Origin of the sequence: Actinotignum vesiculae, assembly GCF_051267215.1 — a bacterium.
GTDB lineage: Bacteria > Actinomycetota > Actinomycetes > Actinomycetales > Actinomycetaceae > Actinotignum > Actinotignum schaalii.
On record NZ_JBOZGG010000002.1, the window covers coordinates 1 to 24,189 of the forward strand.

A 24,189-nucleotide genomic window follows, 5' to 3' on the forward strand; every position below is an offset into this window, starting at 1 on the left:
ACCTCAATAAGGCCGACTTTTCGTTGCTATGGCGGGGCAAACCCCGGATATAAGACCCACCATTTGTCTATTAACCCTTAATATTTGCAGTCCCTACCTTTCGATGACACCTCCCACCACGTCGTGATAATAAAACTCTCACGTTGACAAAACTACTATTCTCCGAGTATGTTTTGAAACAAAACAAAGGGTGAGTGTTCAAAGAAGTTCACCTCCCTTTGTGGCAAGGAGGCTGCAATGATGCGCATAAGTGCAGGTGACTTCGAGGAGCGCCATCGCTTGATCAACCGGCGTGGTACCTGGTCTGCTAAATGGGAAAGCCTGCCTTCTGACCACATCTCCCTATCCGTTGCGGAGATGGAATTCGCGTGTGCCCCGGCAATTCGATCTGCCATTGCGAATGCCGCGGCTCGGGGCATCTACAGCTACACCGAGGTTTTCCCTGATTTTGCGGACGCGTGTACGTCGTGGTTCGCGCGCCGGCACGGTACCGAGTTTGGCGAAGAATCCGTTGTTTTCGTTCCCCGCATTGTGGAAGCAACAGCGATGATCTGCGCCCATATGCTGCCGGCGGGAGCGAAGGTCATCACGCTCTCGCCGGCTTATGACCCCATCATTGAAGTGGTGCGCCGCTGCGGCTGCCAGGTGACCGAACCAGCGATGCGCTACGCAGATGGCGCGTGGCAAATTCCCTTTGACCAGCTTGCCACCATGCTGCCCGATGCGGATCTTTTTATTCTCACCAATCCCCACAACCCAACCGGGCGTGCTTTCACCCTAAAGGAACTTGAACGGCTCGCCGCGCTGCTGGCCCAGAGCTCATGCCTCGTCCTTTCTGACGATATCCACTGCGATATTCTGCGCGCCGGGCAGCAATGGTCACCGCTCGCACGCTACGCGGATGCTGGATTGCGGTCTCGCCTCATCACAGCGCTTTCTCCATCGAAGAGCTTCAATATCGCCGGCCTAGAAGCCTCGGCACTCATCGTTCCCGATCCCGCACTGCGCACCAGAATACGGGACGGATTACGCGCGGCAGGTTTCCATAACCCCAATTATTTCGCTATCCCCGCAGCGATAGCCGCCTGGACCCAATGCGAGGAATGGCTCGATACCACGCTCGCCTATATCGATAACAATATGGCGCACTTCGCCCCGCGGATCGCGGCGCTATTCGCAAAGGAAAAATCCGCTATTCCGGAAGCTACCTATTTGTTTTGGTGTGATACCGGGAAGCTTGGCGCGGCTACGGCCAAAGAGGTGTGCACCGCAGCCGGAGTACACCCTTCCTACGGCGAAGGCTTCGGAGCGCAATGGCGGGATTATCTGCGTTTCAATCTGGCAGCTCCCCAATCACTTCTTGACGCCGCACTGCAACGCTGCGAAGCAGCGGCGCAGAAACTGAAATAAGGCTGCGCGCGGGCAGCCCTTCGTGACCCGAGCTGTGGTAGGTCCCTGTTTTCGCATAGGGCACCCGCCGCATATTCACCGAGGAATTGTCGTCATCGACACAGCGAAAGGATCAATGATGACTTCGGAAAATAATCCCGGCACCGAGGCCGAGATACACATGAAGAAAAAGAAGCCAACGGTCTTCCTGGCGCTTTTGCCGGTGATTTCCCTGGCATTGTTTATCGGCGGGGGATACATCGGCTTTGATTTGCCTGTTGAACCCATGATTATCGCAGCGGCAGCGGTCGCCGCCTGCGTTGCAAAATATCTGGGATACAGCTGGGATGAGATGATAGAATCCGTAGCTGAAAAGACCGCGAAAGCCTGGCCGGCGCTCCTCATCCTCCTCACCGTCGGGTTACTCATCGGCGCGTGGATGATCTCAGGAACAATCCCGTATCTCGTGTACTGGGGCCTGGCCATTATTGACCCGCGGTGGCTGGCCCTGGTCGCCCTGCTCGGTACCGCCGTCGTATCGCTCTGCACCGGAACCTCGTGGGGATCCGCAGGCACCATCGGCGTCGCCTTTATGGGTATCGCCATCGGCTTGGGTGCTGATCTGCCAATGATCGCGGGAGCGGTTGTTTCCGGTGCCTACTTCGGTGACAAGTTCTCCCCGCTATCCGATTCGACAAATATCGCCGCGATGATTACCCGCGTGCCGCTGTTCACCCATATCAAGAATCTGACATGGACCACCGGAACCGCGCTCATCATCGGCGTTATTGTTTTCGCGATCGTGGGGATCAAGGGATCCGCCGCTGGAGTTGATACCTCCGCGGTGCAAGAAACTCTTGACCAATTAGCGGCCGGCTTCCACCTCACTCCGTGGCTTCTGGTGCCCCCTATTGTCGTCCTTGTTGGCGCGGCGCTACGTTTCCCGACTATTCCGGTCATGATGGCGGGTGTTGCCCTCGGCCTTTTCAATACCTTCGTCTTCCAGAAGTCGAGTATTGCGGACGCTTTCACCGCGCTTGTCAAAGGCTTCAACCTGGATATGATTCAGCGGCCCGAATGGGCCAGCCTGACCCCCAGCGATGACATGGTGACCCTGCTGGAACGTGGCGGAATGAACTCTATGCTGGGAACCCTGGCTATCTGCTTCTGCGCCTTGGCGTTCGCTGGAATTATGGGTGTTTCGCACTCACTCGATTACCTTATTGAGAAGCTGCTGCACCGCGTCAAGTCGCGCTTCGGCTTGGTCGCCAGCACCATCGGCGTGGGGCTGGGAACCATTTCGGTGACCTGTAACGGCCAAATCTCCGTCATTATGCCCGGCGAAGTACTGCGCCCGGCATATGTGCGCCGCGGCTATCACCCCATGACATTGGGGCGTACCCTCGAGGACTCTGTGACCGTGACCGAAACGCTATTCCCGTGGACGGCCGCCGGTGCATACATGGCGGCAACCCTCGGGGTAGAAACGCTGCAATACGTTCCGTGGGCTGTTGTTAACTGGTCCGGCATGATCGTAGCGCTTATCCTGGCCGCAACCGGCTGGGGTATTCAGATGCTCAGCCGTGAGGAACAGCTGCGGATGCTCGAAGAAGACGATATGAACGAGAACCATATTATTCGCTATGGCGATGGCACTCCCGGCCCGAGCGCAGCAGATCCGGAAGCTGCTCTGGTTGAATCCGCTGGTGGTACCGGCGCACATAGAGCAGAAAACTAGCGCGAAAGGGAAAGATAAACCCGCTATCGAGCGCGATAATCTACTGGCACAGGGCCGCCCGCATGACCTCCACGGGAATGTCGGTGCGGCCCAGCCAGATTTCTTCGGCGAAAACGCCCTGCCACAGCAGCATATCCAGGCCGGATACGCATCCCGCGCCGGCGCGGCGAGCGCGCTGCAGCAGCTCCGTCTCCAGCGGTTCGTACACCGCATCAAAAACAATATGGCCCGGGTGCAGCCAGCTTTCGGGGATCAGAGCACCCGGATGGGCACTCATCCCCACGCTTGTGGCATTGACTAGAAGGGAACTAGCCTCAACCTCGCTGCGCAGCGCGCTTTCGTCGGAAAGGTCACAAAGCTGGGCATCCACACCGGTTTCGGCACGCAAACGAGCCAAAATCTCGATAGCGCGCTCGTAATTCTGCCCGCGCCGTGAAAAGACTCGGATATGGGACACCCCTTCGAGGGCAGCTCGGGTATAGATCGCGCGCGAAGCTCCACCCGCCCCTAGAATCACCACCGAATCGCCAGGATCGTATCCGGCTGCCCGGACCGCCGCAAAAGCACCGCGGCCATCGGTATTGTGACCAACCGTGCTCCCATCCTCGCGGATGTGAACAGTGTTTACAGACTCCATGAGACGGGCGTCGTCGGAGAGTTCATCAACGCTCTCATACACGGCAGTTTTATGCGGCATCGTCGCGTTAAAACCGCCAAAACCAAGGTCACGCAAAGCCGTGACCGCCCGTGCACCCGCAACCGGAGCAATATCAAAAGCCAGGTAAACAGCGTTTACACCCAGGTGTCCGAAAGAAGCATTATGCATGGCGGGGGAGCGGGAATGGCCCACCGGGTGCCCGATGACGGCATAACTAACCGTCCGCCCATCAATCCCCATCGCGTTACTTCTCACCGCCGGCCGGCTCGCCAGGCTGCTGCCCGGAGCGCTCCCCGAGCTGCCCGGCCGTGCCACGCCCATCGCGCCCGCCGCGCCGCCGCAGCCGTTCAAGCCGGCGCTGTACCCGCCGTTCTTTTCGGGCCGCCCGCCGGCGTTCCTTCGCCTCCGATTTCTTTGTGGACTCGGAATGATTCGCCCCGTAAATACCATCCACCACATCGCGGTACCGTTCGAGCACCACTTCGCGGCGCACCTTCAGCGACGGCGTGAGCAGGCCATTCGCCTCGCTGAAATCACCGGGCACAATCACGAATTTCCGGATGGACTCCGCCCGCGAAACCTGAGCATTCGTGCGGTCAATCGCGCGCTGGAGCGAAGCATTCACGGCCTCGGAATTCATCGCCTCGGCCGGGCTCATCTTCGGCAAACCGTGCGAGGAAAGCCAGGAGGGAAGCATCTGCGCGTCCAGAGTAATGAGCGCGGAAATGAAGGGCTCCCCGTCACCCAAAACCACCACATTGGAGATAAGGGGATGCGAGCTCAGCTTATCCTCCAGCACCGCCGGCGCCACATTCTTACCGCCGGCCGTCACAATAAGATGCTTCTTCCGCCCGGTAATAGTGAGGTTGCCGCGCTTATCGAGCGTCCCGAGATCCCCGGTGTGGAACCAGCCGTCCGCAAAGGCAGCCGCGGTAGCTTCGGGATTGTTATGGTAACCGCGGAAGACAGAGTGGCCCTTGACCAAGACTTCGCCGTCGTCGGCAAGTTTCATACGCATGCCCGGAAGCGGCCATCCAACGGTACCCAGCACGGGATTTGCCGCGCGCGTGGCATTTGCCGGACCGGTGGTTTCCGTGAGGCCGTAACCTTCCACAACCGTGAGTCCGATGCCGCGGTAGAAGCGCCCCAGGCGGGTGCCCAGCGGCGCCCCGGCGGAAATCGCGAAACGAATCCGCCCGCCCATCGCCTCGCGCAATTTATTGAAAACTAGTTTGCGTGCCAGCGCGCGTTTCACTGCGAAAATGGGGCTGCGCCGGCGCCGGGTGCCGTTCTGCACCGCAATATCGGCCGCCCACCGGAAAATCCGACGCCGCAGGCCCGCCCCGGCTTTCGCCTCGGCCGCGTTATAGACCTTTTCCAGCACCCGTGGCACCACCAGCAGCAGGGTGGGTTTGAAAGTTTCCAGGTCGCTCATGAGGTTCTTGAGATTCCCCACGAAGCCCACCGAAATGCGGGTGGCGAGCCCGAAGTAGGCGCAAATCCGCCCCATCACATGCGCCATGGGGAGGAAGAGCAGCAGCGAAGCCTGCGGATTATTGAGGATCTCCGGTTCGTAATGCCAGGTTCCCAGCACGGTACGCGCGAAATTCCCGTGGGTGAGCTCCACGCCCTTGGGATCCCCGGTGGTGCCCGAGGTGTAAATAATGGTGGCGAGCGAATCGGCCGTGACCGCAGCGATGCGGGCATCCAGGTCCTCTTCGGGAACCTCGAGGGCCGCGGCATTGAGCGCGGCGCGCCAATCTTCCGTCATGACGGTTGCGGGCGGAATCGCGGGCGGGGTCACCGAATCCACCAGTTCCGCGTGGGCGCGAGTATCGGTGAAAATATGGGTGATCTGCGCATCGGCAACCATCCACGCGATCTGTTTGGCGGAACTTGTTTCATAAATAGGGACCGGCACCACCCCGATATGCAAAGCGGCTGCGTCGAGCAGTGCCCATTCGTAGGAGGTGGCCGCGAGGATGCCGATGCGTTCGCCGTGCCCGAGCCCCAGGCCGATGAGCCCGCGGGCGGTGAGCCGCACCTGCTCGAGGAATTCCGTAATCGTCAACGGTTTCCAGTTCCCACCAATCGAGCTCTGGATATGCACCGCGATATCACGCGGATGCTTGCGTTGCCGCTGCGCGAGCAGCCACGGAACCGTGTGATACGACTCGTTTTTGAAAGGAGCTTTTTGCGATAGGGAACCATCGCGATGCTTCTTCATCTATCCTCCTGCATGGGCCTGCCCGCGGCGCGGGTGCGGCCCCGGTTGTGTAGTTGATGCCCGCTTTATTTAGTTCGCCGCGAGGACCGGGTTGCGCAGCACCCCGAAACCTTCGATTTCACATTCCACGACGTCGCCCGCTTTCAGCGGGGGCTCACCGTTAAAAGCACCGGGCAGAATAATATCGCCGGGAAGCAGGGTGCAGCGCCGCGACGCCGCCGCCACCGACTGCGCCACGGAAAGCGGATAATCGGAGGTCCGCGCCCGGGTGTAGGTTTCCCCGTTCACCCGCGAGGTCATCGCCAGATCACTCACATCAATATCCGTGAGAATATAGGGGCCCACCGGCAGCGCGGTATCAAACATCTTCTGCGCCCCGTTCACATCCCCGCGGGCCGTCACATCATTAATAATGGTGTAACCGAAAACGGCCTCCAGCGCGCGCTCCTCGGGAACATCCTTGGCAACCCGGCCGATAATAATTCCGAGCTCCACTTCGTGGGCGAGGCCTTCGCTGGCCCACTCCGGAATAATAATCGGATCATCGGGCCCGCATACCGCCGTATTGGGTTTCATGAAGAAGAAAAGATCAGCGGCGGTGGCGCCCGGCGCGGTCGCATTACCGAAGCCAATCGCCTTCGAGCGCGGAATCATGGGGGAGAGGAGCACGGCATCGGCGGCGGCCACCCGTTCCCCGGTCGGCTGAATTTCCCCGAAAATCGGATCATCGGCGAGGATAACGAAGTCATCGGCGCCTTCGTCGTAGACCGCGTAGCGCGGCCCCTGGCTCAAACTCAAGCGTGCTATTTTCATATCATTAACCTTAGTATTTCACCTAGACTTTAGCGACAGGCGCCCCGAAGGAGCGTTGAAATTGGCTTGCGGTTGCGTTACGCCGCCGCGTTCGTGCGCGCGCGTTGCGCGGCGCCCCGAAGGTGCGTTCAAAACACGTCATGCTCCCGCTTCCAGCAGCCCTTCGATCCGATCCAGGGCCTCCAGCGCAATTGCGCGCGGGGTGGCCAGCACCATGCGTGCCCATTGCTCATAACCGGTGCCCGATGCCCGTCCGGGCGTGAGTGCCACATTGGTCCGCTCCAATATCGCGGCGACGGCGCCCTTCGGCTCGCGCCCCTCTTTGCGGGCACGTTCCTCCTCCGCGCGCACACATTCCGCCTCGGAAAAATCGAGGAAAGCAATATAGGTACCTTCCACGTGGGCCATGCGTACCCCGGGCCAGGCCCGGACCCGCTCCTCCACGATCCGCAGAGTGTCCCCAATATAGGAGCACACCTCGCGATTCCAATCCAGCGCCTGCGTAAAGGCAATTGTGGTGGCCCGGGCTCCCAGCGTGGAAGTCGGGGAGCTCCAGGCATTGGCATGGGGCGCGTAGCGGGCTGCGTCGTCGTCGTTATAAAAAATGAGCTGCGCGGCCTTGAGGCCGGGGATATTCCAGCCCTTCGTCGCGCTAATCGCGCTGATCGTATGCGCGCGGGTGGCCGCGCTGCGCGGGCCGTAAGGAACGTAGGTGCCGTCGATGAGTACCGGGGCGTGAATGGAATCCTCAAAAACCCGGGCCCCGCACCGCTCCACCACGGCCGCAACCGCGTCAAGCTCCGGACCGGTCAAACATCGGCCCGCCGGGTTCCACGGATTACACAACACCAGGAGGGAGCCGGGGGTGAGCGCCGGTTCCAGCGCCTCGAGGTCCAGCTCCCAGCGACCCTCGCGGAAAATCGAGGGCACCTGGCGCACCTCCCGCCCGTACTCACCGGGAAGTGTGAGGAACGGCATATAAGCCGGGGTGGGGACAATCACCGGAGCGTCCGGGGCTGTGAACTGGGTAATCGTGATCCGCAATGCGCTGAGAACTTCAGGAATGAGGAACATGCGCTCCGGGTCGGGTGCCGGGCCGAAGTGGCCGAGCCACGTGGAAACTGCGTTCATAATCCCCGGAATTTCGCGGGGAGGAAGGTAGCCGAGGGTGCCACGCTGCGCTGCGCTCACCAGGTAATCGCGAATTTCCGGCGCGATTCCCAAGTCCATTTCGGCCACCCACATGGCGATGGCATCCCCGAAAGCAGACCACTTATGCGAGCCCTGCGCGATGAGATCGGAGACGGTGCGAGTGTCGAAATCATATGTCATATCCGTAGCGTATCCTTAACCCATCATGGCTATCACAACTGCTACCGGACGCGAGATCCGAGTTCGTTTCTGTCCCTCACCCACCGGCACCCCGCATGTCGGTATGGTACGCACCTGCCTCTTTAACTGGGCCTACGCCCGGCACGTGGGTGGAACTTTTATTTTCCGCATTGAAGATACCGACGCAGCCCGTGATTCTGAAGAGTCGTATCACCAGATTCTTGATTCCCTGCGCTGGCTCGGGCTGGACTGGGATGAAGGAGTTGAGGTGGGCGGCCCGCACGGTCCCTACCGGCAATCCCAGCGCGGGGATATCTACCGCAAGGTCGCGGCTCAGCTCCTGGAACGCGGCTATGCCTACGAATCTTTCTCCACCCCGGAGGAAATCGAGGCGCGCCACCGCGAACGCGGGGAGGATCCCAAGCTCGGGTACGACGGCTATGACCGCAACCTCACCGAAGAACAAAAGGCCGCCTACCGCGCGGAAGGGCGCGAACCGGTACTGCGCATGCGCATGCCCGATGAGGATATTACCTTCACCGATGTGATCCGCGGGGATATTACTTTCCGCGCCGGCTCCACCCCGGATTACGTGATTGTGCGCGCCAATGGCGATCCGCTCTACACCCTCACCAATCCCATTGACGATGCCCTCACGGAGGTAACGGATGTGCTGCGCGGGGAGGATCTGCTCTCCTCCACGCCGCGCCAGATCGTGCTCTACCGTGCCCTGGAAGAACTGGGCATCGCGAAGTGGACGCCGCGCTTCGGCCATATGCCCTACGTGATGGGGGAGGGTAACAAGAAGCTGTCCAAGCGCGATCCGGAATCGAATCTGCTGCTCCACCGCGAACGCGGCATGATCCCGGAGGGCCTGCTCAACTACCTGGCCCTGCTCGGGTGGTCGTTCTCCGCCGAACGCGATGTGTTCAGCAAGGAAGAACTTGTGGAGCATTTCGATATCCACAATGTCAATCCGAATCCGGCACGTTTTGATGACAAAAAGTGCGTGGCCATTAATGCGGACCATATCCGTCTCCTTGACGTGGCCGATTACACCCGGCGCCTCGTTCCTTATCTCAGCGAGGTGCTGAGTGGCGGCGCCTATGAGGAGCTCACGGATCGCGAACGGGAAATTCTTGACGCGGCGGCACCGCTGGCGCAGACCCGCATGCAGCTGCTGGGGGAGGCCCGGGATCTGCTCGGCTTCCTTTTCGTGAGCGCGGCGGAGCTGGACTACAACGAGAAAGCCCTCTCCAAGCTGCGCGATTCGGCGCCCGAAGCGCTGCGCGGCGCTCGCGAGGCCCTGAGCGCTCTGGATGATTTCACGCCGGAAGCTATTAAGCCCGCTCTCGATGCGGCGCTGGTGGAGGGCCTCGGTATCAAACCGCGCTTCGCCTTCGGCCCGCTTTTCGTGGCGATGACGGGCACGAATGTATCCATTCCGGTGATTGACTCCATCGCTATCCTCGGGCGTGAGGAAGCGGTGGCGCGCATTGACCAACTCCTGGAAAAAATTTCCGGGTAAGCGCTCATACGCGCGTGAGGAGGGCCGCGATGGTGGTATGTACGCCGCCGCCGCGGCCCGCCGCGTCTTTTCCCGCGCAGGGAACCTACCTGCGTGCCTGGGGAAGGGCCTGGGAGCGGGTAGCTGCGGGCGCAGGCGGCCGGATCTTCTTCGAACCCCTCACCATGGATGATGGCAGCGTGGAGTGCGTCCCGCGGGTGGAGCTATGCGGTGCGGAAAATCCCCAACCGTCCTGGCTGGTAGCTGAGCTGGGGCCTTTTCAGCGCGCGAATTTGGCGCTGGGGGAGTTTTCCATCCATTTTGCTTTTAACGCGGATATTGAGCGCGTTCTTGCCGCGGATTGGGCCTTGAGTGTGCGCGATGCCGCTGCGCTGGATTCTGCACTTCAGCAGCGCATTCCACCCGAATGGGAGGTCGGTTTCGGGCCTGGGCAGTTACGCCTCCACGAGGTCGCGCTGCCCAGCCGCCGCCGCAGTCACCGCTCCCGCCGCAGCCGTAGGCCGCTTGGCTGGGATATCAGTTCGCAAATCATCGAGATCCTCGGCCCGGCGGATAATCCGGCACGCCCGGAAGACTATCTTGCCTTCAGCTACCTCAGTTTCGACGTGGGCGAGTTCTTCGCCGGACACTCCCTCGGGGAGCTCTCCAGCACCTGGTCGTTTTTCGGCGACGACGCCGGCGACTACCCGCGCTCCCACCTGCTCGCTACCGAACTCCCGGAGGTGGCGCAGCCGGATCAGTCGCGAATCTTTCGGATTGTAACCGCGGAGGACTGGATCACGCTGGTGAAGCGCTACCCGCTCCAGATTCCCCTGGATCGGATGTGGAGTCCGGAGACCCTTGACGGCCTGGATACCTACACGGTTAATTGGACGCGGGCCCGCCGCGATTACGACGCTGTGGACATCACCATCGCCGGGGCCGTGCGCACTATGTTTTCCCCGCTGCCTGTCTGTGACGGCTATACGATGCTCACCGGTTGCACGCCCGGCTCGCGAATCTGGCTGCGGATACCGGAGGCCTTGCGGGAAGAAGCTGCGCGGCAGGGCCGCGTGCGTGAATGGTAGCGGCGGGTTTCGGCATTGCTTTCGCGGGTGCAGTTCGAGCTGGCCGGCCGTTTGCACCGGTGCAGGGTGCAGTTTGAACGTGTGTGCCGCCTGAACTAGCGCGGGCCGAGAACGTGGTGCGTCACACGTCTAGTGGATTTGCCAGCTTGAGGAGATTCCACTAAGCTCTTTATCTGTCGTCCTCGGGAACGTAATGATTCTGAGGTCCACACCCTTGGGGTATGGTGTAATTGGCAACACAGGTGATTCTGGTTCATCCATTCTAGGTTCGAGTCCTGGTACCCCAGCGATGATGCTTCGGCATCCTCATAGGCCCCGTTCGTCTAGCGGCCTAGGACGTCGCCCTCTCACGGCGGTAACACCGGTTCAAATCCGGTACGGGGTACAGCACAAGGTGGGAAAGTTTCGGTTTTCCCGCCTTGAGTCGTTCCGCCGCGACGATACGAATGGCGCTTTCAGAAACTGAAATGTACGCTATTTCGTTATTATTCCAGGTGAAAGTTCGGGTTGGAGACGGCAACTTTTCTATTAACTTCCTATTTGCGCAGCGCACTATTTCTATTAGGCTGGGGCCATAAGGATGGAGGTGTCACCACATGATTATCCGAGGAAGATATACAAGTCTCGACCAAGTACTCGCCCGTCAGAATGAGATTTTGGACGAGCTACGCACCACCCGCGAGGACTATAACGAACGAGCGGAAAACTACTGGATGAATGACAAAGAGGCTGCACTACGTCCAGAGTTTGAAGCACTCGAAGGCTTCGTGGAGTTCTACCGTGAAGAAGAGCTGAAGGAAAAAGAACTTGCAGCGGCCGGACGTTCTTAGCGAAAAGGTACAGCAGTTCGCCGGCGATCTTATCGGAGTTGCACGGCTATTTGATGATGACTTCACCTTCGTAACGGACGAAGCTACGGGTTATCGGCAATCGACTCAGCGCATACAAGGGACTGTTGGTATCCAGTTGGATCATATGCGCCTGTATCTGGAACTCGACTACAGTCTCTTCCTCTCTCGCCTCGAGCAGTTTTTAACGGTGGGGCAGTCTAGTTTTACATTGCGACTGCACTCAAAAAGAAGCGAACCCATGATTCGATGGGACTATATCCGCCAGCCGCGTTCTACCGATGTGCCGAGTTCGCATGTGCAGATTCATGCTCACAGGGATATATGGACTCATGCGATGGTGGACGGTGGGCTGTCAGCTCGAGCAAGGAAAAGAGCTAACCTAAAGGGACGAACACCTCCAATTTCGGATCTGCATATTCCGCTTGGCTCAAAAAGATTTCGCCCGTGTATGGAGGATGTTCTTTTGTTTATCCTTCATGAGTTTGGGGCACACTGTAAACCGGGTACTGAGAAAATCCTGTTAGAAAGACGCTCTGACTGGGAAAGCATACAAGCCCGCGCGGTGGTTCGCGAACATCCCGAAGAAGCTATGGCGGTGCTTAAAGAATTGGGGTTGATATAGCGGCCCAATACCGATGTGCACCATCGAAATAAGGGTCACTATGCAGCACACCGCGCCCTCGCTACCGCCCGCAAGAATGAGGGATCGCGCATGAGCCGGGTTTCCCATTCCCCGCGCCCCGCTCCGCTATCCTCGCGGGCCGGAGTGAATACCACCTGGATTGCCGGACCGGCGCATTCCTCCAAAGCCGAAAGGTAGGCATGGCGTAATTCCCCGTAACTATCGGTGGGGAACTCTGGCGGGAAGAAAACGACGTCGTTCGGAAGAAGCACCCCAAGAGTATCCGCACGTTCCACGCGCCGCGCGTGCGCAGCTACCACATCCGCATCGGTACCGGAGTTCGCGTGCCGCGCCGCACCTTCCCTGAGCTCTGCATCACGATTCGTCAGGTAACGCGAGGCCGCCACAAGCGGATCACCCCGGCGCGCGTACCGCAACGGCACCCCAACACGCGCGCAAAACTCCAGCGCACAATCAATCACCAGGCCGCGCCCGCGAAAATCGCGACCGTAGCGCGGCCCGGCAATACCCGCCGGGCGATACCCGCGATCCTCCATCCAGGAGAATTGCGCAGCCAATTCCGTGAGGATATCTTCGCGCACGAGCTGCGGGGGAGCGGCGCTTTCTTCCGCGGAAAGGTAGCGCCCGCCGCGGTCCGTCAAACTTGAGGAGTGCGGGCCGACGGCGCGCCATGGAGCCCCGGGCCCCTGCGAACTAATAGCGAAACCAAGCAGAATCCGCCCCGGATCAATGCCGACCGCCGCCAAAGCACGCAGGGCATGATCCGCCGCGGGAGCGGCTACCAGGAGGGTGGCGCAGGTGGCGTGTCCGCGTTCCAGCATCTCGATAATGAGGTTATTCAGGGCACGATTGCGCCCCAGCCCATCCGCGCACACCGCCACGGTGCGGGCCGAGGAGCTGGGCTGGGATGCAATCATGTCGCCAAAAATATCCATCTCACGTTACCGAAATATGAACAAAAAATGAATGGGAGTCCGCGCCGCTGGTGCGCGGGAGCGGAAGGACTAATCTTCGAGGTTGTCACGCCCGGGCAGCCAGGTATTTCCCTTCTTGCCCCAGCCGTGCTCACGCTTGGCCCGCTTGGCCGCGGCTTCCTCGCGCCCGGTGAGCCGATCCACGTACAAATGCCCGGTCAAATGGTCGTATTCATGTTGGAGAATACGAGCGAACCACCCGGTTGCCTCAATCTCGTAATGCTCGCCCTTTTCGTTTTGCGCCCGTAGCAAAGCGTGCGGGGAGCGCGCCAGGGGATACTGTTCGCCGGGGAAGGATAGGCATCCTTCTTCGAAAGGCTCTTCATCCGGATTAACAGGTTCAATAAACAACGTGGGATTAATGGCGACGCCGCGCTCCGGAGCCTCATCCTGATCGGCGTAAACCCACACAAAAATCTGTTTGCCAATGCCCACTTGCGGCCCTGCCAGCCCCACCCCGGGAGCGGCCACGGTGGTCTCATACATATCTTCGACCAGCTGAGCCAGTTCCTCGTTAAATTCCGTAATGGGCTGGGCCGGACGATGCAGAACGGGATCGCCGGTGATGTAAATAGGAAGAATAGCCATGCTTTAGTTTAAGGCCCGGGAGCGCCCAGGCAAAGAGCATTCCGTTTTAAAAATTTCGGGTGGTCTTTTTCTGTCGGAGGCGGGCGCTAAGCTGACGCTAGGAAAAGGAACGACGCCGCACCTACCCCGCCACCGGTGGGGTAGCCGGTCAAGGGGCTCCGCCGTGAGGGGATCTCTGTGCGAAAGTGAGGGCTTATGCGCATTGCGCTCGTCTCGGATTGCTTCTTGCCGCGCTTGGGCGGAATTGAAGCTCAAACCCGGGATCTCGGCCTGGCCTTGCAGGGGGCGGGCCACCGGGTGCTGGTCATCACCGCCACCCCGCGTGATACGCCTCCGGCTCCCGGAAGCCCGCCGGATCGCGATATCGTGGCGGGCCTTCCCGTCCAGCGCATAACCTCTGCACTCTTCGGTAACCTCCCGGTCTCCCCGGGGCACGGCGCCCAGCTGCGTGCCTCGATGCGGGGTGCGGATGTGGTGCATATTCAGGCCGGAGTTGTGTCACCTTTCGCCTGGGCCGCGATGCGTATCGCCGCCGCGGAAGGTATCCCCACTACTGTCACCTGGCACTGTGTATTGGATCCGGTGGAAAAGCTGCTTGCTCCGCTGCGCTGGGTCACGGCGCGCGGCGTCGTCCATAATGCGGTATCCACGTGGGTGGCCGGGCAGGTACGCCGGGCCGTGGGCGGCGACGTCGCGGTTATTCCTAATGGTGTGGATCTGGGGGAGTGGCGCGCGGTTGCCGCTTATCGCCTCGCACGTGCGGAGGCGCTCGGTGGCGCAAGCGGCGGCGCAGCTGGCGGCGCCGGTGGCGGCTGTGATGCCGGTGCAAGTGGCAGCGCAAGTGGCAGCGCAACTGGCGCTTCAGGCGGCAGCTCGGAAAGGCGGCTTGAGGTTGTGGCAGCGCGGCGCCTGGCCCCGCGCAAACGCAATGCGGCTCTCATTGATTGCGTGGCAGGTGCGCGCCAGCTCACCGGGCGGGATATTCACCTCACCATTTACGGGGATGGCCCGTTACGCTCCCAATTAGAACGGCGCGGGCGGGCTCACGGGCGCCTCAGCAACGGCTCTGGCCCCGGGAGCGGCTGGCTTCATCTTCCCGGTCGCACAGACCGGGCCGGGCTCATGGGGGCCTACCGCCACGCGGATATCTATCTCACCAGTTCACGCCGGGAAGCCTTCGGGATTGCCACCCTGGAGGCGCGGGCAGCTGGCCTACCCATTGTTTCGCCGGCCGGAACCGGAGCTGATGATTTTCTGGAGGACGGGCGCTCAGCACTCCTGGCGGAAACCGATGCGGATATGGTTGCACAGCTGGCCCGCCTGGCGGAGGATACCGCGCTGCGCACCCGGATCGCCCACCACAATGCGAGCGTGGCGCCCGGATACGGCTGGGAGGAGGTAGTGCCCTTGGTCCTCGCTGAATATGAGCGGGCCATCCGGAATAGCAGCGGGCAATAGTACTCGGCTACTCGCTACTACCTTTACTCGTTAATGCCCTCGGTTGTTTGTAGAACGTCGGTGAGGCGCCCGGCTGCAGCCACCACCGCGGCCGAATGCACCCGCCCGGGCTGGCGGCCCATCCGCTCCAGCGGCCCAGAAATAGACACCGCGGCAATAACCCGCCCGCTCGGCCCGCGTACCGGCGCGGAAATAGAAGCCACCCCGGCTTCACGTTCGCCCACGCTCTGCGCCCAGCCGCGCCGGCGCACCGCGGAAAGATTCGTGGCCGTAAAGGAAGCGCCCTGCAAACCGCGATGCAATTGATCGGGCTCCTCCCAAGCAAGCAGCACCTGGGCCGCAGAGCCGGCCTTCATCGATAGAGAAGCACCCACCGGGATGGAATCACGCAAGCCCATCGTGCGTTCGGCATTCGCCACGCAAATACGCTGGTCGCCCTGGCGTCGGTAAAGCTGAGAAGATTCCCCGGTATGGTCACGCAGCGCGATAAGCACCGGATTCGCCGCGGCAATAAGGCGATCTTCACCGGTAGCGGAGGAAAGCTCACCCAGGCGCGGCCCTAAAGAAAAACGCCCTTCGTTATCGCGGGAAACGAAACGGTGGTATTCCAGCGCGACGGCCAGGCGATGCGCCGTCGGCCTTGCTAAATGGGTGGCGGTCACCAATTGCGCTAATGTTTGCGGGCCGGCCTCGAGAGCATCGAGCACGGCGGCAGCCTTATCGAGAACGCCCACACCACTTCCCTCCGGGGCGGGCGCAGGCTGAGCGTGAGGAGAATCAACCATACCGAGATTTTCTCATCTCAATAAGTGAGATGCAAACGTCCACACTGTGGTGCCGCGCGCAGCGACGCGCCTTTTACGTGCCGCGCGCAGCCCCGCGGCAGTCGCACCACATGAGCAACAGCGTCCAGAATGTGAGAATTTCATCTTGCCATGTGGACGGAACTGGGTAAACTAGCCCGCGGACCACCACAACCGATCACCGTTGGAAGAGTAGACAGAGTAACCGCAAAAAGAACCCGGGATAATTCCCCGGAATAGAGAAGAGGAGGGTAGGGATGGGACGCACGCTCGCGGATAAAATCTGGGACGCCCATCTGGTTCGGCGTGGCGAGGAAGGCACGCCGGACCTCCTCTATATTGACCTGCATCTCATCCACGAAGTGACCAGCCCGCAAGCCTTCGACGGGCTGCGCTTGGAAGGCCGGCCGGTGCGCTGCCCGGAACGCACCGTGGCCACGGAAGATCACAACGTCCCGACCATCGATATTGATCGCCCCATCGCTAATACCACCTCGCGCAAGCAGGTGGATGCCCTGCGCGCGAACGTTGCGGAATTTGGCATCCCGATCTATTCCCTCGGCCACGCGGACCAGGGAATCGTTCACGCGGTCGGCCCGCAGCTGGGCCTGACCCAACCGGGTATGACGATTGTGTGCGGGGATTCCCACACTTCCACCCACGGCGCCTTCGGCTCCATCGGGATCGGCATCGGCACCTCGGAAGTCGAGCATGTCCTCGCCACCCAGACCCTGCCCCTCCAGCGTTTCAAAAATATGGCCATTACCGTCAATGGCACCCTGCGCGAAGGGACGACGGCGAAAGACATTATCCTCGCCGTCATCGCTAAAATCGGAACGAACGGAGCATCCGGGCACATTATTGAGTATCGCGGGGAAGCCATCCGGGCGCTGTCCATGGAAGCGCGTATGACGATCTGCAATATGTCCATTGAGGCGGGAGCACGCGCCGGGCTCGTCGCCCCGGACGCCACCACCGTGGAGTACGTGCGCGGGCGCCCCCACGCCCCGCGCGAGGCGGATTGGGACGCGGCGGTGGCCTACTGGTCCACGCTGTATAGCGATCCGGATGCGCATTTCGATACCGAAGTGGTTCTTGAGGCATCCGAAATTGAGCCCATTGTCACGTGGGGAACGAATCCCGGGCAGGGGGTGCCGCTGTCCGGCGTCGTCCCTAATCCGGACACACTGCCGGAAGAAAAAGAGCGCCAAGCCGCGCGGGAAGCCCTCGACTATATGGACCTGCGGCCGGGTACGCCCATGCGCGATATCCACGTGGATACCGTTTTCATTGGTTCGTGCACGAATGGTCGCATTGAAGATCTGCGCTCGGTTGCCTCGGTGTGGCGCGGGCGGCACAAAGCCAAAGACCTGCGTGTCATGATCGTGCCGGCATCGGCGCGGGTGCGCCTCCAGGCCGAAGCTGAAGGCCTGGATGAAATCTTCCGCGCTTTCGGCGCCGAATGGCGCAATGCGGGCTGTTCCATGTGCCTGGGCATGAACCCGGACCAGCTCACCCCGGGGGAACGCTGCGCTTCGACCTCCAATCGTAATTTCCGCGGCCGGCAGGGCCCGGGCGGGCGCACCCACCTCGTCTCGCCGCTGGTGGCCGCCGCTACCGCGGTGACCGGCCATATTTCCCATCCCGCCGACCTCGCCCCTACAGCGTAGAAAGAACACGCCCGTGGAGATTTTCACCCAGCACACCGGCATCGGCGTCCCCCTGCGCGAAACCGAGGTGGATACCGACCAAATCCTGCCGGCCCGCTACCTCAAACGCATCACCAAAAGCGGCTACGAGGACGCCCTCTTCCACGAACGGCGCAAAGACCCCGCCTTTATCCTCAACCAGGCCCCGTACGCGGCCGGCTCCATTCTGGTGGCCGGGCGCGATTTCGGGACCGGATCCTCGCGCGAACACGCCGTGTGGGCGCTACGAGACTACGGCTTCCGCGCCGTCCTCAGCCCGCGTTTCGGTGATATTTTCCGCGGCAATATGGGAAAACAGGGCCTGGTTGCAGGGCAGATTAGCGACGACGCCGCCAGCCGGCTGTGGGAACTTTTAGAAGAAAAGCCGGGCCGGGAGCTGACTGTAGACCTCGACGCTTGCGAGGTGCGCTGCGCCGATCTCACCTACCCCTTTGAGATCGACCCGTATACCCGCTGGCGCCTCATGGAAGGCCTGGATGATATCGCTCTGACCCTGCGTGATATCTCCCTCATTGAGGAATACGAAGCTCGCCAGCCGGGTTTCACTCCGCGTACCCTGCCGCAGCGGCACCTACCCGAGGTACCGGTCCGCTCGGCGCGCCCGGATCCAGATTCGCAGGCATAACGCCACCCGGATATCCTCATAACTCCGGAAACCGGCCGCGGGCCGGTATGCTGGCTGGGTACCTGTGACACGCGAGAAAGGCGGAGAGTATGGTGTCCCAACTTGTGGTTCGCGGAGGAGTCCCCCTGAGCGGTGAGATTACTGTGCGCGGCGCAAAGAATTTTGTGTCGAAATCCATGGTTGCCTCCCTGCTCACCAAAGAAACATCCGTGCTGCGCAATGTGCCGCAAATCCGTGATGTTACCGTGGTTTCGGAGCTACTCGGCCTGCACGGCGTAGAAGTCAACTACCAACCGGAAGCCGGAACCGTGGAGATCACCCCCGGTGATATTCACCTGCCCCACGATCCGCACGAAGTGAACGCGCTGGCCGGCTCGTCCCGTATCCCCATTCTTTTTGCGGGCCCGCTGCTGCACCGCCTGGGCGAAGCCTATATTCCGGATCTGGGCGGGTGCCATATCGGCTCGCGTCCGGTGGATTTCCACCTGCGGGTGCTGGAAGAATTCGGTGCCAAGCGCGTCCAGGAAGAAACGGGTATGCACCTGGTGGCGCCCAAGGGCCTGCGGGCCAAGCCGGTGCGCCTGCCCTATCCTTCCGTGGGAGCCACCGAACAGACTCTCCTCACCGCCGTCATGGCGGAAGGCGTAACCGAGCTGTCCAATGCCGCGGTGGAACCGGAAATCATGGATCTCATTGCGGTGCTCCAGAAAATGGGCGCGATTATTTCTGTGGATACCGATCGCGTTATCCGGGTGGAAGGCGTGGATGAACTGGTGGGATACTCCCATACCTCGCTACCCGACCGCATCGAAGCGGGTTCCTGGGCGGCGGCCGCGCTGGCCACCGGCGGTGATATTTTCGTGCGCGGGGCCGAACAGCAGTCGATGACTTCTTTCCTCAATCTCTTCCGGAAAGTCGGCGGGAAATTCGATGTGCGTGACGACGGCATCCGTTTCTGGCACCCGGGTGGCGCTCTGCAATCCGTATCTTTTGAAACGGATGTGCACCCTGGTTTCATGACCGACTGGCAGCAGCCGCTCGTCGTCGCCCTCACCCAGGCCGAAGGCATGTCCATCGTCCACGAAACCGTCTACGAAAATCGTTTCGGCTTCACCGAAGCGCTACGGGATATGGGCGCCAATATCCAGACCTACCGCGAATGCCTGGGCGGGCACGAATGCCGTTTCGGGCAGCGCAACTTCTACCACTCGGCCGTTATCCAAGGGCCCACCCCGCTGCGGGCCACCGATATTGTGGTTCCCGATCTGCGCGGGGGCTTCTCCCACCTCATTGCCGCGCTGGCGGCCGAAGGGGAATCCCGGGTCTCCGGGGTGGATATTATCGACCGCGGCTACGAAAAGTTCCTGGATAAACTCCAGGCCCTAGGGGCGGACGTCACGCCGCTGGATGCCTAAGGATTAGTTATTGGCAACGTCAATAACAACCCGCTTGGGGCTCTCCAGCACCTGAACCCGGTAGGGCCGATCCTTATCCAGCCCGATATGGACCTGGTGCATACCCTCAAAAGCGTGCTCCACGTGGACGCCCTGCACCACCTTGGCACCCCCGAGGTTCGGGACGGACAGATCCGCCGCCTGCGCCGGATCCTCCGGGTAGGTCACCCCGGAAATGCTCAGGGTGAGGAAACGCTTGCCCGGAATATCCAAGGGCCGCCCCGATCCATCCTGAATGGCTTCATCACCGAAGAAACTGAACCATTCCAGATCGGCGTCGCTATCGTATTCCACCACCACGCGGTCCCAGCCCTCGTGGCCGGCCACCCGCACCGCGGTAGGCACCGCGGAATTCTCGGTGAGCTTGGGATAATTCGGGGACTGCGAGTCCCCTTCAATAAAGCCCTTGACGGAGCTTTCGGCAGCCTTGGGTGTGAGACCGGGGGACTGGCTCATCGCCGGGGCAGACGAAGCGGCAACCGGAGTGGACGGCGTGGCCGCGCCATCACTGGCGGGAGCGGCTTTCCCGGTCCCGGAGCATCCGGCCAGCGTGAGAGCGGCGGCGCCTGCGAGCAGGAGAAACGACTTCATTGTGTTCTGTGTCATATGTTTACTGTAGTAGGCCGCGCCCAGGTTTGTCACCTTGCCGCGCGGCCCGGCGTACTACCCTGGGAACAGCACTGAGTAGAAAGGTGTCCATTCGTGGCCACACATCACGTCGCCCTCATCTACGGGGGCGTATCCGGAGAACACTCCGTCTCTTGCCTCACCGCGGCGTCCGTCCTGGGAGCCATTGACCCGGAGCACTACACCGTTATCCCCATCGGCATCACCACCGAAGGCATCTGGGTTCCCATGAGCACGGAGGAGGTGGCTGCCGGCGCGGACGTGGAATATCACGGAGAACGCGTGCTGGCAGATTTCGGACCCGGCGGGGGATTTGTGGTGCGCGGTGAAGACGGCAGTTCGCGCAGCCTCGGGCCTATCGACGTGGCCTTCCCGCTGCTCCACGGCCCCTTCGGTGAAGATGGCACCATCCAGGGCACCTTCGAAATGATGGGCATTCCCTACGTGGGCTGCGGAGTTTTCGCCTCCGCCGCGGCCATGGATAAGCACTATATGAAATTGGTGCTGGAATCAGCCGGCCTGCCGGTTGCGCCCTACGTGCTCGTGGAACCCCAGCGCTGGAACGCCGACCCGGAGGGCGTGCGCGCGGAAGTAGCCGAACGTTTGCAGCTTCCCGTGTACGTCAAACCAGCTCGCGCGGGATCTTCACTGGGGATCACGCGGGTGGCTGAACTTTCGCAGCTCGACGCCGCCATTGCCACAGCGCGCGCCGTCGACCCCAAAGTTATTGTGGAAACGGGAATCCCGGGCCGTGAAATCGAGTGCGCCGTGCTCGGCGGGCGTGGCGGTACCGCGCCGCGCGCATCCGTACTCGGGGAAATCGTTTTGGACGTGCAATGGTATGACTACGCCACCAAATACGTGGCCACCGAAGGCTTCCACATGGAAATTCCCGCCGCGCTCCCGGAGGCGGACGCGGAGAAAATGCGGGGCCTGGCGCGGCGCGTTTTCGAGGTTTTCGAATGCGAAGGCATGACCCGCGTGGACTTCTTCTACACCGCCACCGGGGAGATGTACGTCAACGAACACAATACAATTCCCGGGTTCACCGCCGTGTCCATGTACCCCATCCTGTGGGAGAAAACCGGGCTGGCCTACCGCGATCTCATTTCCGAACTTATCGAGCTCGCCCTCGCGCGCGGGGTAGGGCTGCGCTAAATGCCCCGGCCAGCTGCCAGTCATACGCCCGGGCCCCTGGTGCGCGACCTGAGCGAAGCGGAACTCCTCGCCCAGATCGTGCCGCTGCTCCCGCGTGGCGAAACAACAATCGTCCCCAGCGGGGATGATAGCGCTGTGCTCGGTCTGAGCGACGGCCGGGTCACGGTCTCCACCGATATGCTCGTGGAAGGCGTGCATTTTCGGCGCGACTGGTCCAGCGGGAGCGATGTCGGCTGGCGGGTGGCCGCCCAAAATATTGCCGACGCTGTTGCGATGGGAGCGCGGCCGCGATCCCTCGTCGTCGCCATGGAACTGCCCGGGGACGTGCCGGTCGCCTGGGTACGGGACCTTGCGCGCGGCCTGGCCGAATGTTGCGGCCCGCTCGGATGTGGGGTCGACGGCGGAGACCTCGTGGGCGGGAGCCATATGGCCATCAGCGCCACCATTCTGGGCGATCTGGAAGGGCGCACCCCGCTGCAACGCTCGGCGGCAGCGCCCGGACAGCCCCTCATCCACTGCGGGAATCTGGGGCGGGCCGCGGCCGGCTTCGAACTGCTCAGCCGTGGCTTTGCCCCGGAACGGGGCGCTTTTCCGGATGCCGCCACCCGCCTCATTCAGGATTTTCTACGCCCGTGGCCGCCCGTGACCGAGGTGCTGCGCGCGGTTCGCGCCGGCTTGCGCGGGGCGATGATGGATGTATCCGATGGTTTGCTTCGCGATGCGCAGCGGATAGCCGCCGCTTCCGGGGTGCATATCGATATTCATTCGGAGACGCTCTCCCGCCACGCCCATGATCTCCTTGAGGTGGCCCGGCACCTGGGGCGTTCCGATCCTCTGGAGTGGGCTTATAACTGTGTGCTTACCGGCGGGGAGGATCACGGTTTCCTCGCCACGATGGACGTGAGCCCGGAACGGGCCTGGGGTGCGCGCATCCCGCATCTCCCGGAAGGTTTCAGCCTTATCGGGGCAGTAGAAGCCGCACATCCGGGCGGGTTGGTCACCGTGGACGGGCGCACCTGGACGCGAGGGAGCGGCTGGGACCATTTCCGGCGCGGCTGAGCGCCACCGTTAATCCTCACGCCGAACTAGACCGCAGCCCGGAGCATTTCCGCCGTTGGTGAAGATGCTGGTGAGGGCCGCTGCACCGTTATCCGGATAGGCGAATTTTTTGCGCGAAATCAGGACGTTATCCCCTGGAAGATTATGCTGCCGCTCGCAAAAATAAGAAGTGGTGCGGCGAACCGCACCGCATCAACTGGGAGTAAGGATGCTCCCGCTGAAATAGGAGGAGAAAATGCGAGCAGCGACAGTTCGAGAAACCTCGGACGGCTACGTTGACATTAAGGACGTGGAACTGCGCCCGATTAAGGCCAACGAAGCACTCGTCGATATCGAATACTGCGGCCTGTGCCATACGGATATCCACGTGGCGCTCGGAGATTTCGGTGACGTGCCCGGCCGCATTATCGGCCACGAGGGCGTGGGCGTTGTGGAACAGATCGGTGAGGATGTCACCTCGCTCAAGGTAGGCGACCGCGTGTCTGTCGCCTGGTTCTTCCGCGGCTGTGGCCACTGTGAATACTGCGTGACGGGCGACGAAACCCTGTGTCGGAACGTGGAAAATGCCGGTTACAGCGTTGACGGTGGCATGGCTGAAAAGTGCATCGTCGTGGCAGATTACGCCGTCAAGGTTCCCGAAGGGCTGGATCCGGCCGAAGCTTCGTCCATTACCTGCGCGGGCGTGACCACCTACAAGGCCCTCAAGAATGGCAATATTCGCCCCGGTCAGTGGGTGGCGATTTACGGCGCGGGCGGGCTGGGTAACCTGGCCATCCAGTACGCCAAGAACGTTTTCCGGGCCCGCGTGGTCGCGGTGGATATCAATGATGAGAAGCTGGAATCGGCAAAGAAGGTCGGCGCTGACCTCGTTGTCAATTCCTCGGATATCAACTCCGGGGAATGGATCCAGAAGGAAGTGGGCGGCGTGGACGTCGCGGTGGTGACCGCGGTATCTCAGGTTGCTTTCGGCCAGGCCGTGGACGCCATGAAGGCCGCCGGCACCGTGGTGTGCGTCGGGCTCCCGAAGGGCACCATTGACCTGAATATCCACCGCACCGTTCTGGACGGCATCAAGGTGGTGGGCTCCCTCGTGGGCACCCGCCAGGATCTGGCCGAAGCCTTCGACTTCGGGGCCCAGGGCCTCGTCAAGCCGATCGTGGCCACCCGTCCCCTCGATGACATCAACGATATGATCGACGAAATGCTGGCCGGCAAGATCGAAGGCCGCATGGTTGTTGATTTCTCCAAGTAGCGCCTGGCGAAGCTTCCGCACGTGACACGGCGTCACCGCGGGAAGACTTCTGCATATCCCTACTCGGAAAAGGGGCGGATCCGGTTTATCCGGGTCCGCCCCTCTTTGCTTATACGGCCTTCCGATTCCTCGTTGTCGCGGCCTTTCGGCTCTTTGTTGTGCAGTTTTCGGCTCTTAGCTTGCGGCCTTTCGGGCCTTCGCTTTACGGCTTTCCGACTCCTGCTCGCCTGCTCGCG

The 24,189-nt window shown here is 61.4% G+C and carries 21 protein-coding genes and 2 tRNA genes; 15 read left to right on the forward strand and 8 right to left on the reverse strand.

Going from position 1 to position 24,189, the window contains the following annotated elements; genetic code table 11:
- Positions 1-237 precede the first annotated feature (237 nt).
- The gene (locus tag ACRQHG_RS01225) at positions 238-1,410 is read left to right on the forward strand and encodes a MalY/PatB family protein (RefSeq protein WP_435713299.1); all 1,173 of its coding nucleotides are present in this window, start codon (positions 238-240) and stop codon (positions 1,408-1,410) included.
- 115 nt (positions 1,411-1,525) lie between these two features.
- Positions 1,526-3,127, forward strand: coding sequence for a Na+/H+ antiporter NhaC (nhaC, locus tag ACRQHG_RS01230; protein WP_435713298.1), 1,602 nt, complete (start codon positions 1,526-1,528; stop codon positions 3,125-3,127).
- A 40-nt stretch (positions 3,128-3,167) separates the two neighbouring features.
- Here the strand turns inward: nhaC and aroE are convergent, their stop codons facing one another.
- The 4 genes from aroE to ACRQHG_RS01250 form a co-directional block, all read right to left on the reverse strand.
- On the reverse strand, positions 3,168-4,025 hold the full coding sequence (gene aroE, locus ACRQHG_RS01235) for a shikimate dehydrogenase (protein WP_435713297.1): 858 nt from the start codon (positions 4,023-4,025) through the stop codon (positions 3,168-3,170).
- Between the two features lie 4 nt (positions 4,026-4,029).
- Positions 4,030-6,012 carry an AMP-dependent synthetase/ligase gene (locus tag ACRQHG_RS01240; protein WP_435713296.1) on the reverse strand — a complete coding sequence of 661 codons (1,983 nt, stop codon included), beginning with the start codon at positions 6,010-6,012 and terminating at the stop codon, positions 4,030-4,032.
- Positions 6,013-6,081: 69 nt separating this feature from the next.
- Positions 6,082-6,825, reverse strand: coding sequence for a fumarylacetoacetate hydrolase family protein (locus ACRQHG_RS01245; RefSeq protein ID WP_101595075.1), 744 nt, complete (start codon positions 6,823-6,825; stop codon positions 6,082-6,084).
- Positions 6,826-6,963: 138 nt separating this feature from the next.
- The gene (locus tag ACRQHG_RS01250) at positions 6,964-8,157 is read right to left on the reverse strand and encodes a MalY/PatB family protein (protein WP_435713295.1); all 1,194 of its coding nucleotides are present in this window, start codon (positions 8,155-8,157) and stop codon (positions 6,964-6,966) included.
- A 25-nt stretch (positions 8,158-8,182) separates the two neighbouring features.
- Here ACRQHG_RS01250 and gltX point away from each other — a divergent pair, with 25 nt between their 5' ends.
- The 6 genes from gltX (at position 8,183) to ACRQHG_RS01280 (ending at position 12,225) form a co-directional block, all read left to right on the forward strand.
- Positions 8,183-9,685 (forward strand): glutamate--tRNA ligase, encoded by a 1,503-nt coding sequence (gltX, locus tag ACRQHG_RS01255; RefSeq protein WP_435713294.1) that lies wholly within the window; start codon positions 8,183-8,185, stop codon positions 9,683-9,685.
- A gap of 29 nt (positions 9,686-9,714) precedes the next feature.
- Entirely contained in the window at positions 9,715-10,752 is a 1,038-nt protein-coding gene (locus ACRQHG_RS01260; RefSeq protein ID WP_435713293.1) for a hypothetical protein, read from the forward strand.
- 215 nt (positions 10,753-10,967) lie between these two features.
- Positions 10,968-11,039 (forward strand) — tRNA-Gln (locus ACRQHG_RS01265).
- Between the two features lie 25 nt (positions 11,040-11,064).
- A tRNA-Glu gene (locus ACRQHG_RS01270) sits at positions 11,065-11,137 on the forward strand.
- A gap of 211 nt (positions 11,138-11,348) precedes the next feature.
- The gene (locus tag ACRQHG_RS01275; protein ID WP_026429476.1) at positions 11,349-11,582 is read left to right on the forward strand and encodes a hypothetical protein; all 234 of its coding nucleotides are present in this window, start codon (positions 11,349-11,351) and stop codon (positions 11,580-11,582) included.
- Entirely contained in the window at positions 11,560-12,225 is a 666-nt protein-coding gene (locus ACRQHG_RS01280; RefSeq protein ID WP_435713292.1) for a hypothetical protein, read from the forward strand. The genes ACRQHG_RS01275 and ACRQHG_RS01280 overlap by 23 nt, the downstream gene beginning before the upstream one ends.
- 38 nt (positions 12,226-12,263) lie before the next feature.
- Here ACRQHG_RS01280 and ACRQHG_RS01285 read toward each other — a convergent pair whose 3' ends face one another.
- Entirely contained in the window at positions 12,264-13,181 is a 918-nt protein-coding gene (locus tag ACRQHG_RS01285; RefSeq protein ID WP_435719364.1) for a ChbG/HpnK family deacetylase, read from the reverse strand.
- A gap of 69 nt (positions 13,182-13,250) precedes the next feature.
- Entirely contained in the window at positions 13,251-13,808 is a 558-nt protein-coding gene (gene def, locus ACRQHG_RS01290) for a peptide deformylase (protein WP_026429473.1), read from the reverse strand.
- Positions 13,809-14,003: 195 nt separating this feature from the next.
- Between def and ACRQHG_RS01295 the strand changes: the two genes are divergently transcribed.
- Positions 14,004-15,266, forward strand: coding sequence for a glycosyltransferase family 4 protein (locus ACRQHG_RS01295; protein ID WP_435713290.1), 1,263 nt, complete (start codon positions 14,004-14,006; stop codon positions 15,264-15,266).
- A gap of 23 nt (positions 15,267-15,289) precedes the next feature.
- On the opposite strand, the gene ACRQHG_RS01300 is transcribed toward ACRQHG_RS01295, so the two are convergent.
- Positions 15,290-16,051: an IclR family transcriptional regulator gene (locus ACRQHG_RS01300; RefSeq protein ID WP_051278627.1), complete on the reverse strand. Its 762-nt coding sequence runs from the start codon at positions 16,049-16,051 to the stop codon at positions 15,290-15,292.
- Positions 16,052-16,326: 275 nt separating this feature from the next.
- On the opposite strand from ACRQHG_RS01300, the gene leuC reads away from it, so the two are divergent.
- From leuC to murA, 3 genes are all read left to right on the forward strand, one after another.
- Positions 16,327-17,739 (forward strand): 3-isopropylmalate dehydratase large subunit, encoded by a 1,413-nt coding sequence (gene leuC, locus ACRQHG_RS01305; protein WP_435713289.1) that lies wholly within the window; start codon positions 16,327-16,329, stop codon positions 17,737-17,739.
- A gap of 13 nt (positions 17,740-17,752) precedes the next feature.
- On the forward strand, positions 17,753-18,403 hold the full coding sequence (gene leuD / locus ACRQHG_RS01310; protein ID WP_435713288.1) for a 3-isopropylmalate dehydratase small subunit: 651 nt from the start codon (positions 17,753-17,755) through the stop codon (positions 18,401-18,403).
- Positions 18,404-18,492: 89 nt separating this feature from the next.
- Complete coding sequence (gene murA, locus ACRQHG_RS01315) at positions 18,493-19,818, forward strand: UDP-N-acetylglucosamine 1-carboxyvinyltransferase (RefSeq protein ID WP_087070890.1); 1,326 nt, start codon at positions 18,493-18,495, stop codon at positions 19,816-19,818.
- A 3-nt stretch (positions 19,819-19,821) separates the two neighbouring features.
- Here murA and ACRQHG_RS01320 read toward each other — a convergent pair whose 3' ends face one another.
- Entirely contained in the window at positions 19,822-20,463 is a 642-nt protein-coding gene (locus ACRQHG_RS01320) for an AMIN-like domain-containing (lipo)protein (RefSeq protein WP_435713286.1), read from the reverse strand.
- A gap of 96 nt (positions 20,464-20,559) precedes the next feature.
- Between ACRQHG_RS01320 and ACRQHG_RS01325 the strand changes: the two genes are divergently transcribed.
- The 3 genes from ACRQHG_RS01325 (at position 20,560) to adhP (ending at position 23,953) form a co-directional block, all read left to right on the forward strand.
- Positions 20,560-21,642: a D-alanine--D-alanine ligase family protein gene (locus ACRQHG_RS01325; protein WP_435713285.1), complete on the forward strand. Its 1,083-nt coding sequence runs from the start codon at positions 20,560-20,562 to the stop codon at positions 21,640-21,642.
- Positions 21,643-22,701, forward strand: a complete 1,059-nt coding sequence (gene thiL / locus ACRQHG_RS01330) for a thiamine-phosphate kinase (protein ID WP_435713284.1) — start codon at positions 21,643-21,645, stop codon at positions 22,699-22,701. It begins immediately after the preceding gene.
- A 235-nt stretch (positions 22,702-22,936) separates the two neighbouring features.
- Positions 22,937-23,953, forward strand: coding sequence for an alcohol dehydrogenase AdhP (gene adhP / locus ACRQHG_RS01335; protein WP_026429465.1), 1,017 nt, complete (start codon positions 22,937-22,939; stop codon positions 23,951-23,953).
- Positions 23,954-24,189 lie beyond the last annotated feature (236 nt).